Source organism: Pseudomonas sp. 2995-3 (assembly GCF_002742565.1).
GTDB classification, from domain to species: domain Bacteria; phylum Pseudomonadota; class Gammaproteobacteria; order Pseudomonadales; family Pseudomonadaceae; genus Aquipseudomonas; species Aquipseudomonas edaphica.
This window is the reverse complement of the sequence record NZ_LJSB01000157.1, coordinates 691,123-705,357: the sequence shown is the minus strand read 5'-3', so window position 1 is coordinate 705,357 and position 14,235 is coordinate 691,123. Positions and strand designations below refer to the sequence as shown.

The window sequence follows — 14,235 nt, the reverse complement described above, 5'->3', positions numbered from 1 at the left end:
ATGCCGGTAGCCATCGACAAACCCGTGGCCGATTTCGAAGCCCAGGCCACCAGCGGCCAGACGTTCAGCCTTGCAGCCCTCAAGGGCAAGCAAGTGGTGATCTACTTCTACCCAAAGGACAGCACCCCGGGTTGCACCACCGAGGGTCAGGGTTTTCGTGACCAGTACGCCGCGTTCAAGGCTGCCAATACCGAAGTGTTTGGCTTGTCGCGAGACAGCGTGAAGTCCCACGAGAACTTCAAGGCCAAGCAGGAATTCCCCTTCGAGCTGATCAGCGACAAGGACGAAGCGGTTTGCCAGCTGTTTGATGTGATCAAGCTGAAGAAGCTGTATGGCAAGGAATACCTGGGCGTGGACCGCAGCACGTTCCTGATCGACAAGGATGGCGTGCTGCGTCAGGAATGGCGAGGTGTGAAAGTGCCGGGCCATGTGGATGCGGTGTTGGCGGCGGCACAGGCATTGAATAAAGCTTGACCCCTGCTGAACTAGCTTGCTGTGGCGAGCGAGCTTGTTGTGGCGAGCGAGCTTGCTCGCGCTGGAGTGCGAAGCGCTCCCGCTTTTACGGGGCCGCTACGCAACCCAAAGGGAGCAAGCCCCCTCGCCACAATAAGGTTGCTGCTACAACAAAGGTGCAACCACCGGCTCTTGCCGCGGCCACGCATCCAGTACGGCCTTGAACAGCGTCGCCAGCGGGATTGCAAAGAACACGCCCCAAAACCCCCACAGCCCTCCAAACAACAGCACCGCGCAGATGATCGCCACCGGGTGCAGGTTGACGGCCTCCGAGAACAGCAGCGGCACCAGCACGTTGCCATCCAGGGTCTGGATAATCCCGTACACCGCCATCAGGTAGATGAACTGGTCGCTCCAGCCCCACTGGAACAACGCGATCAACATCACCGGCACGGTCACCACCACCGCGCCCACATACGGCACTACCACCGATACACCCACCAGCAAGGCGAGCAGCGCCGCGTAGTTCAGCCCGAGCGCGACAAACGCGATGTAGGTGACGCCGCCACAGATCACAATCTCAATGACCTTGCCGCGAATATAGTTGGCAATCTGCCGGTTCATTTCTTCGGCCACTCGGGTGATCAGCGCCCGTTCACGCGGCAGATAGCCGCTGACCCAGCGGCCGATCATTGCGCGGTCCTTGAGGAAGAAGAACACCAGGATCGGCACCAGCACCAGGTAGATCATGATGTTGACCAGGAGCGGCAGGCTGGACAGGGAAAAAGTCAGCGCCCATTGTCCGAACTTTCCGATCTCGCCGCGCGCCACTTCAATGGCCTGCAACACCTGCTCGTCCGATACCAGGTGTGGATAACGCTCCGGCAACAGCAGCAACAGCGATTGCCACTTGGCGAGCATGCCCGGCAACTCGTTGAACAAGGTGATCAACTGATGCCACAGCAATGGCAGCACCACGACGATAAACACCACCAACAGCCCCATGAACAGGGCAAAGACCAGCCCTACCGCCACACCGCCGGGCAAACGCAGACGTTCCAGGGTAGTGACCAAACCTTGCATCAGGTAGGCCAGCACCATACCCGCCAATACTGGCGCCAGCATGCCGCCCAAGGTGAGCACGGCGGTAAAAGCCAGGAATAGCAGGACGGCCAGCACTACCGCTTCTTCATCGGAAAAATAGCGCTGAATCCAGTCTCGTAACACTTTGAACATCAATCAACCTCGGGTGGTGGGGGCGAACAGTTCAGGCCTTGCGCAACCAGTAACGGTACACACCGGCGGCATCTTCTTCGTGCAGCAGGGTGTGCCCGGCCAGCTTGGCAAAGGTGCGAAAATCGCGCTGGGAGCCTGCGTCCGTGGCGATCACCTTGAGCACGGCACCGCTGGCCAAGCGGTTGAGTTCCAGCTTGGCCTTGAGCAGGGGCAGCGGGCAATTGAGGCCACTGGCATCGAGTTCGGCGTCAAAGGCTACAGCGTTGGTCATCGGTTTGCTCCGGGCATGCGTTTGGAGTGCTTAGAATATCTGGTCCGAAGCTCAGTGTCCGGCTACAGTAAGCTCTTTGTCGAAAGGCTTTGTGCATGACTTTTTTGCGCCCTACCCTGCTGACGCTGGCTTGCCTGCTGGCCTCCCCGGCCTTCGCTGACGACCTGCCGTCACTCGGCGACGCCAGTTCTGCCATTGTCTCGCCGCAACAGGAATTCCAACTGGGCCGCGCATGGCTGGCCTACCTGCGAGGCCAGGTCTCGCAACTCAATGACCCGCAGCTCAAGGATTACGTCGAAACCAGCGTGTACAAGCTGGTGGAGACCAGCCAGGTGAATGACCGACGCCTGGAGTTCATCCTCATCGACAGCCCGCAACTCAACGCCTTTGCCGCACCCGGCGGGATTGTAGGGGTTAACGGCGGCTTGTTCCTGAATGCTCAGACTGAAGGCGAATATGCCTCGGTACTCGCTCACGAATTGGCTCACCTGTCCCAACGTCACTTCGCGCGAGGTGTGGAAGCGCAGTCGCGCATGCAGATTCCGATGATGGCCGCCCTGCTCGGCGGCATTATCGCGGCGGCAGCGGGTGCAGGTGATGCTGGCATTGCCGCGATTGCGGGCAGCCAGGCGGCAGCTATCCAGGAACAGCGCAGGTTTTCGCGCCAGAACGAACAAGAGGCTGACCGTATCGGCATCCTCAACCTGGAAAAAGCCGGTTACGACCCACGCTCCATGCCGACGATGTTCGAACGCCTGATGCGCCAATACCGTTTCGATGCCAAGCCACCGGAGTTTTTGCTGACTCACCCGGTGACCGAGTCGCGGATCGCCGACACCCGCAACCGTGCCGAACAAGCCAAGCAGGGCGGCAAGGAAGACAGCTTGCGCTACCAACTGATTCGCGCACGGGTGCAGTTGCAATACGAAGACACGCCGGGGCTGGCCGCCAAGCGCTTCCAGGCGCAATTGGACGAGAACCCGAAAAACGATATAGCGCGTTATGGCCTGGCCATCGCGCAGATCAAGGGTACCCAGTTCAAAGAGGCGCGGGAAAGCTTGCAGCCGCTGCTGGCCAAGGCGCCCAACGACATTACCTACAACCTGGCGCAGATCGAGTTGGATATCGACAGCAACCGCCTGCCGGATGCCCAGCAACGTACTGACCGGATGCTGGCCCAGTACCCCGGCAGCTATCCGCTTAATCAGATTCGCATAGATGTGCTGCTCAAGCAGAACCGTACGGCCGATGCTGAAAAGGCATTGGACGGGTTGCTCAAGTCGCGCCCCGATGATCCGGATGTGTGGTACCAGGTGGCAGAGACTCGCGGCCTGTCCGGCAATATCATTGGTCTGCATCAGGCACGCGCCGAGTACTTTGCTTTGGTGGGTGACTTCAAGCAGGCCATTCAGCAATTGGACTTTGCCAAGCGCCGGGCCGGCAACAACTTCCCACTGTCCTCGCGTATCGACGCGCGCCAGCGTGAGCTGATTGAACAGGAACGCTTGGTGAAAGGGATGATGAGCTAAAACCATCGCCCACAAAAAAGCCCCGCTTTCGGTAACCGAAAGCGGGGCTTTTTATTGAGCTAGCGGATTACTCGGCCAGCTTGAAGGTGATGAAGCTTGCACGGCCCTGACGCAGCACGCGCATCGACACCGAGCGATTCTTCGGCAACGCTTTGGCGATGTCGGTGAATTCCTTGGTGGAGTTGATCGCCTGGTTGTTCAGGTGGGTGATCACGTCGCCCGGCTGCAGGCCGATCAAGGCGGCTGGGCCGTCCTGGACTTCTTTGATCACAACACCGCTCTTGAGGTCGAAGCTCTTCTTCTGCTCGTCGGTCAACTCAACCACGGCAATGCCCAAGCGATTGCTGCTGCGCTCAACGCCTGGCTTGACGTTGCCCAGTGCGTCCAGGGTTGCACCCTCTTCCGGGATCGCGCCGACGGTCAGCTCAACGGTCTGGCGCTTGCCGTCACGAATCACTTCCAGCTTGGCTTTGCTGCCGGCTTTCAGAGCGCCTACCAGATGCGGCAGGTCGGCGGACATGACGATCGGCTGGCCATTCATGCTCAGGATCACGTCGCCCACTTGCAGGCCGCCCTTGGCAGCCGGGCCGTCGTCCTGAATCTGCGCGACCAAGGCACCGGCCGGCTTGTCGAGGCCGAACGATTCAGCCAGGTCTTTGTTCACTTCCTGGATCACCACACCCAACCAGCCACGGCTGACTTTGCCGCCGCTTTTGAGCTGGTTGGAAACGTCCATGGCCACGTCGATCGGGATGGCGAAGGACACGCCCATGAAACCACCGGAACGGGTGTAGATCTGCGAGTTGATCCCCACCACTTCGCCCGCCAGGTTGAACAGCGGACCACCGGAGTTACCCGGGTTGATCGGCACGTCGGTCTGGATGAACGGTACGTAGTTTTCATTTGGCAGGCTGCGACCGATGGCGCTGACGATACCCTGGGTCACGGTATGGTCGAAGCCAAACGGTGAACCGATCGCAACCACCCATTGCCCGGCTTTAAGGTCCTGGGATTTACCCAGTTTCAGTACGGGCAGGTCTTTACCTTCGATTTTCAGCAAAGCCACGTCGGAACGCGGATCGGTGCCCACCAGCTTGGCTTTCAACTCACTGCGGTCGGCCAGGCGCACGAGAATTTCGTCAGCGTCGGCAATCACATGGTTATTGGTGAGGATGTAGCCGTCTGGCGAAATAATGAAGCCCGAGCCCAGGGACTGCGCCTCACGCTGCCCGCCACCGCCGCCACGCGGGGAGCGTTGTTGCGGCATACCGCGCTCAAAGAACTCGCGCAGCATGGGCGGCAAGCCTTCCAGGTCAGGCATCTGCTGGTTCGAGACTTTGCGATCCGGCAGCTTCTGCGTGGTACTGATATTCACCACGGCAGGCGAAGCCTGCTCCACCAATTGGGTGAAGTCAGGCAGTTCGGCCGCTTGCGCGGACACTGCCTGACCCAGCACCAATACCGTGGCGACTATGGTTAGGTAAGACTTCAAACGTGGTATCGACATACAGCTCCCGTTACGACGAGCAGGGTTGAGCGACAGGGTTCAAGAAACGCCGAAAACTTCGACCGGCATTTTTGTTCCGCGAACAAAATAAGGTCAGAGCCGACAAGCTCTGACCTATAAAAAACATGGGGATTTTTTGCAAGTGAAAATACTGATCCAGAAATTTCATGCTTTCAGCCCCCAACCGCGCAAAGGCTCACATTGAAAGGTCAGGATGAACATAGGATTAACGACTCATGGCTTGGCGGCGGTCTTTTCGCCGCGCACCGACAGCGCGATGCGTTCGGCGGTGCCGATGGGGATTTCGCCTACAACCGTCACCATGACTTCGCCATCGACCGTGTTCAGACGGCGCGACACGGCCACAGTTGGGCCAAGCTGCGTGCGTGTTTCGCTCACACTCGCACCGTCGGTGGACTCAAGAAACACTGAGAAACGTGCAAGCCCGTCGTCGTACATCAGACTGTCGACAGTGGCGTGGGTCTGAGTATCTTTTCGCGAGACGCTGTTGGTGAGCTGAAAACCTGGAGGCAACCAGTCCAGATGCCATGCGTGGGTGGCGGGCACCTCGGGTGCTTTGGTGCTGGAAACAGCCACAGGTGAGCATTCGCTGCTGGGCAGTAAGTCATGATCTGATGGCGCAGCCGAAGTGTTCAGTCGAGTGAACTGGAAGCGCTCCAACAACTGACCCTGCTCATTGAGTAACAGGGACTTTAGCGGCAGCGCGGTTTCACGATCCAGGTGCAACTCAAAGCCATATCGGTATTGATCACGGGGAGTAATTGACACAATCACCGCATTCCGACCGGCCACGCGAGATTTGCCAATGACGGCCAGTTCGTAGAATTGAGTTAGTTTTTGCGGATCCAGAGCGCGCGAAGGCGCATCAGGCGAGTTGCCAAGGCCGGCAACCAAGGTGCCACTGACACACTGCGTGCGTCCATCTACGCGCACCAGTTCCTGGGCAGAGCCGTCGAGTTGCAACAGCCGCTCGCGGACGTGACCGTCCTGGACGCGATGCCAGATGTCATGGGTAGAGAAACTGCCGTTACGCTCGTAGACGAACGTACCTGCAAAGCTTTGCTGCTGTTCTGCACGCCCAAGTCGAGTCAGCCAGTCTTGGGCTTCGTCGGCATGGGCGGATAGTGCAAAACAACCACTGAGCAAAAGCGTAAGGAGCGGTATGGCGCGCATAGTGCCCCTTAGCGGTTTAGCGGTTTTCCAGGCTGGCTGCACGAGCGTATGGCAGAGCGCTTTCAGTGCCTTTCAAGGCCGATTCCTGTGCGTGTTGGCGCAGGTAGCCTGGAAGACGCTGGTCCTGCCAGCCGGATTGCCCTTGAAGTACGCCGTTGGCCATAGGGCCGGTGGCATCAGAGCTTTCCTTGTAGCCGGCCAGTACCGCTGGGCCTTTGACTTGCGGACCGGCCATGACCGGTTGCTGAGTCTGCTGGGCCAGTTCGGCACCGGCAATTTCGTCCTGGTTGTACAGGCGAACACCGGCCAACACGGCAACAGTCACCGAGGCAGCTACTGCCAGGCGACCCAGGCTACGCCATGGACCACGAGCAGCTTTTGCCGGAACGGCTTCATCGGCCAACGCGGCAGAAACGGCCGCAGCAATATCCAGACGAGGGATTAAAAGATCCTTGTGCATCACCGCCCGAGCGACTTGGTAACGAGACCAGGTATCACGGGTTTCGGCATCATCAAATGCGTTGAGCACCCGACGAAGTTCCAGTTCATCCGCTTCGTTATCCATCACTGCGGACAGCGATTCCTGCAGGGCATCACGACTCATGGCGGTTCCTCTCTTGGCTGTCGCCGCTGTCTTTAGTTTTCCTGCAACAACGGTTGCAAGGCTTTGTCGATGGCTTCCCGGGCCCGGAAAATCCGTGACCTTACAGTCCCCACCGGACATTGCATGACGCTCGCAATGTCTTCGTAACTGAGACCATCGAATTCACGTAAAGTTAACGCCGTACGCAAATCTTCTGGCAGTTGCTGAATAGTGCGATGAACGGTGCCTTCGATCTCGTCGCGCAGCAAAGCACGTTCCGGCGACTCGAGATCTTTGAGGCCGTGATCACCATCGTAAAATTCTGCATCTTCTGAACTTACATCACTGTCCGGTGGGCGGCGGCCGCGAGACACCAGATAGTTCTTCGCCGTGTTAATGGCGATGCGGTACAGCCACGTGTAAAACGCACTGTCACCGCGAAAATTGCCAAGTGCACGGTACGCCTTGATAAAGGCTTCCTGTGCAACGTCCTGCGCTTCATGGGTGTCGTGCACAAACCGCACGATCAACCCGAGAATTTTGTGCTGGTATTTCAGCACTAGCAGATCAAATGCTCGCTTGTCGCCACGTTGAACGCGCTCGACCAGCTGCTGATCCTCTTCCTGGGTTAGCATGAACACTCCTCGTTGTACTCGCAGGAGGCTTGCATAACTAAACGATCAGGCTTGCAAACATAGACTAGGACTTCTCGCAAAAGTTCTCCCCCTCCAAGCAAGTTTCCGGCATGCACTGATTTGGCACACACGAAAAACGCAGCACGGGCTAGGCCGGCTGCGCGAATAATCTTGTCGCCGGTTTTCTGACGCGTCCAATGCTCCCGACGGGCCAATAAACTCAACGTTTTCCCAGCTTTCGGGCAACCTGCTATTGAGTCGGGGCTCATGCAAAAAGTTCCCATCTCAATAGCCGGCCCATATGACCCCAGCTGTGCACCGTAATTTCACATTGCCACGAATGCCCGGCTATTGTGCCGCTCCCCCCCTCTATATACTAGTGGCCCGTGTGACCCTTTGATTCGCCGATCCAGGCGTCCTGTTTGCGCCAGCCCTTTGGATCGCTTTTTGCGGAATCCTTCAAATGAGCCAACAGTTTCAACACGATGTTCTGGTGATCGGTAGCGGTGCGGCCGGCTTGAGCCTGGCACTCACCCTCCCCAGCCACCTGCGCATTGCGGTCCTGAGCAAGGGCGACCTGGCCAATGGCTCGACATTCTGGGCCCAAGGCGGTGTCGCCGCGGTACTGGACGACACCGACACAGTGCAATCCCACGTCGAAGACACCCTTAACGCCGGCGGCGGCCTGTGCAACGAGGACGCGGTGCGCTTCACCGTCGAGCATAGCCGCGAAGCCATCCAATGGCTGATCGACCAGGGCGTGCCGTTCACCCGCGACGAACACGCGGGCAGCGATGACGGCGGATTCGAGTTCCACCTGACCCGCGAAGGTGGCCACAGCCATCGCCGCATCATCCACGCCGCCGATGCTACTGGCGCCGCCATCTTCAAGACCCTGCTCGAGCAAGCCCGCCAACGCCCCAACATCGAATTGCTGGAGCAACGCGTCGCCGTCGACCTGATCACCGAAAAGCGTCTGGGCCTGGACGGCGAACGCTGCCTCGGCGCCTACGTGCTCAACCGCGCCAGTGGCGAAGTGGACACCTACGGCGCACGCTTCACCATTCTCGCCTCAGGCGGTGCCGCCAAGGTCTACCTCTATACCAGCAACCCCGACGGCGCCTGCGGTGACGGTATCGCCATGGCCTGGCGTTCAGGCTGTCGGGTGGCCAATCTGGAATTCAACCAGTTCCACCCCACCTGCCTGTATCACCCGCAAGCCAAGAGCTTCCTCATCACCGAAGCCCTGCGCGGTGAAGGTGCGCACCTGAAACTTCCCAACGGCGAGCGCTTCATGCAGCGCTTCGACCCCCGCGCCGAACTGGCGCCACGGGATATCGTGGCCCGCGCCATCGACCACGAAATGAAGCGCCTGGGCATCGACTGCGTCTACCTCGACATCAGCCACAAACCCGAAGCCTTCATCAAGACGCACTTTCCCACCGTCTATGAGCGCTGCCTGGCGTTCAACATCGATATCACCAAAGGCCCGATCCCGGTGGTCCCGGCTGCGCACTACACCTGCGGTGGCGTGATGGTCGACCAACACGGTCGCACCGACGTGCCCGGCCTGTATGCGATCGGCGAAACCAGCTTCACCGGCCTGCACGGCGCCAATCGCATGGCCAGCAACTCGCTGCTCGAATGTTTCGTCTACGCACGCTCGGCGGCCACCGACATCCTTGAACAGCTACCCCGCATCCCGGTGCCCGCTGCCCTGCCGCGCTGGGACGCCAGCCAGGTGACCGACTCCGACGAAGACGTGATCATCGCCCACAACTGGGACGAACTGCGGCGCTTCATGTGGGACTACGTAGGCATTGTGCGCACCAATAAGCGCCTGGCACGGGCTCAACACCGCGTGCGTTTGCTACTGGACGAAATCGACGAGTTCTACAGCAACTACAAAGTCAGCCGCGACCTGATCGAGTTGCGCAACCTGGCCCAGGTTGCCGAGTTGATGATCCGCTCAGCCATGGAACGCAAGGAAAGCCGCGGCCTGCATTACACCCTCGACTACCCGCAGATGCTGCCCGAAGCCCGCGACACTATTCTGGTGCCAGCCACCTACGGCGACTGAACTTCAAGCGCACCCGCAGGCGTCGGTGCACATCGGCGACCTGCGAATCCATCGGCACACAGACCGAACGCACCCACCACTCGCCCTGCACCCGATAGCGCAGCACCACGATCAGCGGCAACGCCAGGCTGTCCGGACGCAGCTGTACGCTGTGCCAGCCGCGCTCGGCACTGAACAATTGCCAGCCATCTTCGTCACGGCGCAGGCCACGAATCGACGAACGGTGAGTCAGCAGGATATGACGCGGCAACACCCAGGCGGCATGGGCCAGGCACACCAGAATGCCAAGGCTTGCGAAGGGCAAATCGATAAACAGCAAGGCACCCAGCGCGAACAACTGGGCAAGCAGGTACGCCGCCAGCAACAGCCGAGAGGCCTGCCAGCGGCATTCGAAGCGATTACTTGGGCTGGACACGATCCAGGATCATCCGAACCATGCGCTGCAACTCCGGGTCTTCAGATTCGGCGCGTTCCATGAACCAACCGAACATGTCCTGGTCTTCGCACGTCAGCAGCCGCACATAGAGATCGCGGTCTACCTTATCCAGCGTCGCGTACACTTCTTTAGTGAACGGCACCAGCAACACATCCAACTCCAGCATGCCACGGCGGCTGTGCCAGTAGAGGCGGTTGATTTCTACTTCTTCGACCATGGACTGCTCCTCAAATAGCGCGCAAGTATACAGGCCCGACGGCAGCGGAACACTCGGCTTTGGTCGCCCCATACGGAAACTATCCATTTGCCGGGCGCCCCTCTATGATGCACGCATGACTTTTTGACCTGCGAAGACCCATGGCCGACTCTGCATTTTTCTGCCCCCTGACACACGAAGGCGTCCTTGCCGTCCGCGGCTCCGACGCCGCCAAGTTCCTGCAAGGGCAACTGACCTGCAACCTCAATTACCTGAGCGACACCCAGGCCAGCCTTGGCGCGCGTTGTACGCAAAAAGGCCGCATGCAGTCGAGTTTTCGCATCCTGCTGCAAGGTGACGGCGTGTTGCTGGCCATGGCCACTGAGCTGCTCGAACCGCAACTGGCAGACCTGAAGAAATACGCGGTGTTCTCCAAATCCAAACTCACCGACGAAAGCGCCGCCTGGGCACGCTTTGGTCTCTCGAATGCGGATCAAACCCTGGCCACCCTTGGGCTTGAGCTGCCAACTGAAACCGACAGCGTGGTGCGCACCGACACATTGATTGCCATTCGTGTCTCCCAGAACCGCGCCGAACTCTGGGTGCCTGCCGAACACGCCGAAGGCGTACGCCAGCAATTGGCCAGCCAACTGCAACAAGCTGACTTGAATGACTGGTTGCTCGGCCAGATCCGCGCCGGCATCGGCCAGGTCATGCCGCAGACCCGCGAACTGTTTATCCCGCAGATGCTTAACCTGCAGGCCGTAGGCGGCGTCAGCTTCAAAAAAGGCTGCTACACCGGCCAGGAAATCGTCGCGCGCATGCAGTACCTGGGCAAACTCAAGCGTCGCCTGTATCGCCTGAGCCTCAATGCGGCGCAATTGCCCGAGCCAGGCACTCCGCTGTTCTCGCCCAACCATAACAGCGCGATCGGCGAAGTCGTCATCGCGGCAAAAGCTGACCATTCCATTGAACTTCTGGCCGTGCTGCAAGCCGAAGCTGCCGACAGCGGCGATGTGCACGTCGGCACCCTGGAAGGCCCCGGCTTACAACTGCTCGACCTGCCGTATCTACTGGATCGAGATAAAGAGATCCAGCGTTAATCGCCGCACCTTTTTGCAACACCCTAGAGAGCATGAATGAACAAGCTGGCGGAAAAAGTCCAACAGGCTTTAGTAACGGCCATCGACAACGATGACCTGGTTCTGCCGACATTACCGGAAGTGGCCTTGAACATTCGTCAGGCCGCGGAAGACCCGGAGATCAGCATCAGCCACTTGAGCAAAGTGATCGGTCGCGATACCGCGCTGTCGGCGCGCCTGATCAAAGTGGTGAACAGCCCGCTGCTACGCGCAACCCAGGAAGTCACTGATCTGCATACCGCCATCACGCGGCTGGGCACCAACTACAGCAGCAACCTGGCCATCGGTCTGGTCATGGAACAGATCTTCCACGCCCGCTCCGAAGTCGTCGAACTGAAAATGCGCGAAGTGTGGCGCCGCAGCCTGGAAGTGGCGGGCGTGAGTTATGCCTTGTGCCGCAACCACAGCCACCTCAAGCCGGACCAGGCCGCCCTCGGCGGGCTGGTGCATCAGATTGGCGTGCTGCCGATCCTCACCTACGCCGAAGACCGTTACGAGCTGTTGGCCGACCCGGTCAGCCTCAACCATGTCATCGACAGTATTCACCCGTTGCTGGGTGACAAACTGCTGGGTGTGTGGGATTTCCCGGAAATGCTGGCCAAGCTGCCGGGGCAGTACTTGGATTTGGAGCGTGACTCCCCAAGCCTGGACTACATCGACGTGGTGCAAATCGCCGTACTGTATTGCCACCGAGGCACCGCGCATCCATTGGCCAACGTAGACGTTACCAGCCTGCCGGCGCTCAAGAAGCTGCGCATCGACCCCTACAGCGAAACATTGCGTGCCGAGCTGGATGAAGCGCGCTCGATGTTCTATTGACTACCCCGCGATAAAACTCACCCGCACCTTCAACCCCGCCAATTCACCATCATGCAGGCTGATCTGCGCCAAATGCGCCCGGCAGATCTCGCCGACAATCGCCAGCCCCAAGCCCGAGCCCATGCCCTGCTGGCTGCGGCGGTAGAAACGTTCGAAAACCCGGTCCCGCTCATCCAGCGGGATGCCTGGGCCGTCATCTTCAACTTCCAGGATCGCCGGCGCGGTCACCCGCAGAATCACGTTCCCGCCCGATGGGGTGTGGGCCAGGGCGTTATCCACCAGGTTGCTCAGCAGTTCATTCAGCAAGGTCGGCTCACCGCGCAGCCACACCGGTTCGTCCGCCTCCAATGCCAGGGCAACGCCCCGCGCGTGGGCCAGCGGCGCCATGGCCATGCCCAGTTCCCGCGCCAGCTGGCTGAGGTCAAGCAATTGCGCACCGCCCTCGGCAATCGCCCGCGCGCCGTTTTCGATGCGTGCCAAGGACAGCAATTGGTTGGCCAAGTGGGTCAGACGGTCGGTGCCTTGGGCTGCGGTTTCCAAGGTACTGCGCCACGTCGCCGGGTCGCTGCTGCGCAGGCCCAGCTCAAGCCGGGCCTTGAGCGCCGCCAGCGGGGTGCGCAATTCGTGGGCGGCGTCGGCGATAAACTGCGCCTGGCGCTCGAACTGGCCGCGCAAGCGCTCGGTGAAATGATTAAGCGAGCGCACTAACGGGCCGAACTCATGCTGCACCTCCACCAGCGGCAGCGGGCGCAAGTCGTCGGGCTGGCGTTCTTCCACGGCGGTGCGCAGGCGTTCCAGCGGGCGCAGTGCCGCACTCACGGCAAACCACACCAGCAATAACGCACCGACCGCCAGCATGCCCAGGCGCAGCAGAGTGTCGGCCATCAGGCTGCGAGCCATGCTCTCGCGAGCTTCGTCAGTTTCCGCCACGCGAATTTCCGCCATGCCGTTCATGTTCGGCTCTGACACCGCCTTGAGCAGGCTGACCACCCGCACATGCTGGCCCTGGTACATGGCGTTGTAGAACCGCGCCAACGCCGGGTAATCATCGGTGCGCGGCGTGCCCGGCGGTGGGCCAGGGAGGTTTTCGTAGCCGGAGATCAATTTTCGGTCGATGTCATTGACCTGATAATAGATCCGCCCGGCACTGTCGTAGGCGAAGGTATCCAGCGCCACATACGGCACATTGGCACTCAGGGTGCCGTCCACCTGGGTCAACCCGGCGGCGATGGTGCGCGCAGAAGCCAGCAAAGTGCGGTCATAGGCGGTGTCGGCAGCTTCGCGGCCATTCCAGTAAGCACTCATGCCGCTGGCGAGCATCAGCACCACCAGCAGCAGCGCCAGGTTCCACAGCAGCCGCCAGCGCAGGCTGCTGGGCTTATGCATCACGGGCTTCCAGCAAATAGCCAAGGCCACGGAAGGTCACGATGGCGATGGGCTGGCCGTCGAGTTTCTTGCGCAGGCGGTGCACGTAGATTTCAATCGCGTCGGGGCTGGCTTCCTCGTCCAGGCCGAACACCTGGGAGGCCAGTTGCTCCTTGCTCATCACGCGGCCGGGCCGCGCGATCAACGCCTCGAGCACCGCCTGCTCGCGGGAGGTCAGCGTCATCAGCTCGCCGCCCACGGTGAAACGCCGGGTATCCAGGTCGTAGACCAGCACGCCGCACGCCTGCTGACGCTCGCCGCCCAGCACGCTGCGGCGCAGCAGCGCCTTGACTCGCGCTTCCAGCTCGGTCAACTCGAAGGGCTTGGCCAGGTAGTCATCAGCGCCCAGGTTCAGGCCATGCACACGGTCTTTTACATCACTGCGCGCCGTCAACATCAGCACTGGCAGATTTTTCCCACGCGCCCGCAGACGCGCCAACACCTCAAAACCATCCATGCGCGGCAGCCCCACATCGAGGATCACCACCGCATATTCCTCGCTGCTCAAGGCCAGGTCCGCGGCCACGCCGTCGTGCAGTACGTCGACGGTCAAACCCGTGCTCTTGAGCGCTTGGGCAACACTTTCGGCGAGTTGCAGATGGTCTTCAACCAAGAGGACACGCATGGATTTTCACCTCGTTCGGGCATGGTCGACGCCACGCTTTGGCGGGCAGTTTACAGGCGCCGCCTGCCCTGTGAAGCCCGAAAACCTTGAAAGGCAGCTGAAAG

Annotated in this window: 15 protein-coding genes; 5 read left to right on the top strand and 10 right to left on the bottom strand. The window is 60.1% G+C overall.

Annotation, left to right across the window (positions count from 1 at the left end; genetic code table 11):
* Entirely contained in the window at positions 1-474 is a 474-nt protein-coding gene (locus tag AOA62_RS10915) for a peroxiredoxin (RefSeq protein WP_017137335.1), read from the top strand.
* Between the two features lie 144 nt (positions 475-618).
* Here the strand turns inward: AOA62_RS10915 and AOA62_RS10910 are convergent, their stop codons facing one another.
* Positions 619-1,689 carry an AI-2E family transporter gene (locus AOA62_RS10910; RefSeq protein WP_017137334.1) on the bottom strand — a complete coding sequence of 357 codons (1,071 nt, stop codon included), beginning with the start codon at positions 1,687-1,689 and terminating at the stop codon, positions 619-621.
* Between the two features lie 31 nt (positions 1,690-1,720).
* Positions 1,721-1,960, bottom strand: coding sequence for a sulfurtransferase TusA family protein (locus tag AOA62_RS10905; RefSeq protein WP_017137333.1), 240 nt, complete (start codon positions 1,958-1,960; stop codon positions 1,721-1,723).
* Positions 1,961-2,055: 95 nt separating this feature from the next.
* Here AOA62_RS10905 and AOA62_RS10900 point away from each other — a divergent pair, with 95 nt between their 5' ends.
* Positions 2,056-3,489 carry a M48 family metalloprotease gene (locus tag AOA62_RS10900; protein ID WP_017137332.1) on the top strand — a complete coding sequence of 478 codons (1,434 nt, stop codon included), beginning with the start codon at positions 2,056-2,058 and terminating at the stop codon, positions 3,487-3,489.
* A 67-nt stretch (positions 3,490-3,556) separates the two neighbouring features.
* Here the strand turns inward: AOA62_RS10900 and AOA62_RS10895 are convergent, their stop codons facing one another.
* The 4 genes from AOA62_RS10895 to rpoE all read right to left on the bottom strand — a co-directional run bounded on the left by AOA62_RS10895 (position 3,557) and on the right by rpoE (position 7,408).
* Complete coding sequence (locus AOA62_RS10895) at positions 3,557-4,996, bottom strand: DegQ family serine endoprotease (RefSeq protein WP_099548638.1); 1,440 nt, start codon at positions 4,994-4,996, stop codon at positions 3,557-3,559.
* A gap of 234 nt (positions 4,997-5,230) precedes the next feature.
* Positions 5,231-6,190, bottom strand: a complete 960-nt coding sequence (locus AOA62_RS10890) for a MucB/RseB C-terminal domain-containing protein (protein WP_099548637.1) — start codon at positions 6,188-6,190, stop codon at positions 5,231-5,233.
* 16 nt (positions 6,191-6,206) lie between these two features.
* Complete coding sequence (locus tag AOA62_RS10885) at positions 6,207-6,794, bottom strand: sigma-E factor negative regulatory protein (protein WP_034096393.1); 588 nt, start codon at positions 6,792-6,794, stop codon at positions 6,207-6,209.
* A gap of 32 nt (positions 6,795-6,826) precedes the next feature.
* Positions 6,827-7,408 (bottom strand): RNA polymerase sigma factor RpoE, encoded by a 582-nt coding sequence (gene rpoE, locus AOA62_RS10880; RefSeq protein ID WP_003172477.1) that lies wholly within the window; start codon positions 7,406-7,408, stop codon positions 6,827-6,829.
* A 463-nt stretch (positions 7,409-7,871) separates the two neighbouring features.
* Between rpoE and nadB the strand changes: the two genes are divergently transcribed.
* On the top strand, positions 7,872-9,488 hold the full coding sequence (nadB, locus tag AOA62_RS10875; protein WP_017137328.1) for an L-aspartate oxidase: 1,617 nt from the start codon (positions 7,872-7,874) through the stop codon (positions 9,486-9,488).
* On the opposite strand, the gene AOA62_RS10870 is transcribed toward nadB, so the two are convergent.
* Together AOA62_RS10870 and AOA62_RS10865 are read right to left on the bottom strand one after the other, a co-directional pair.
* The gene (locus AOA62_RS10870) at positions 9,457-9,903 is read right to left on the bottom strand and encodes a hypothetical protein (RefSeq protein ID WP_017137327.1); all 447 of its coding nucleotides are present in this window, start codon (positions 9,901-9,903) and stop codon (positions 9,457-9,459) included. The genes nadB and AOA62_RS10870 overlap by 32 nt on opposite strands.
* Complete coding sequence (locus AOA62_RS10865) at positions 9,887-10,141, bottom strand: succinate dehydrogenase assembly factor 2 (RefSeq protein WP_017137326.1); 255 nt, start codon at positions 10,139-10,141, stop codon at positions 9,887-9,889. Before AOA62_RS10865 ends, AOA62_RS10870 begins: the two co-directional genes overlap by 17 nt.
* 140 nt (positions 10,142-10,281) lie before the next feature.
* Between AOA62_RS10865 and AOA62_RS10860 the strand changes: the two genes are divergently transcribed.
* A complete protein-coding gene (locus AOA62_RS10860; RefSeq protein ID WP_099548636.1) occupies positions 10,282-11,223 on the top strand; it encodes a folate-binding protein YgfZ in 942 nt (313 codons plus the stop codon).
* A gap of 36 nt (positions 11,224-11,259) precedes the next feature.
* On the top strand, positions 11,260-12,081 hold the full coding sequence (locus AOA62_RS10855; protein ID WP_017137324.1) for an HDOD domain-containing protein: 822 nt from the start codon (positions 11,260-11,262) through the stop codon (positions 12,079-12,081).
* Here AOA62_RS10855 and AOA62_RS10850 read toward each other — a convergent pair whose 3' ends face one another.
* On the bottom strand, positions 12,082-13,467 hold the full coding sequence (locus tag AOA62_RS10850) for a sensor histidine kinase (RefSeq protein ID WP_017137323.1): 1,386 nt from the start codon (positions 13,465-13,467) through the stop codon (positions 12,082-12,084).
* Entirely contained in the window at positions 13,460-14,131 is a 672-nt protein-coding gene (locus tag AOA62_RS10845) for a response regulator (protein ID WP_017137322.1), read from the bottom strand. The genes AOA62_RS10850 and AOA62_RS10845 overlap by 8 nt, the downstream gene beginning before the upstream one ends.
* Positions 14,132-14,235: the final 104 nt, after the last annotated feature.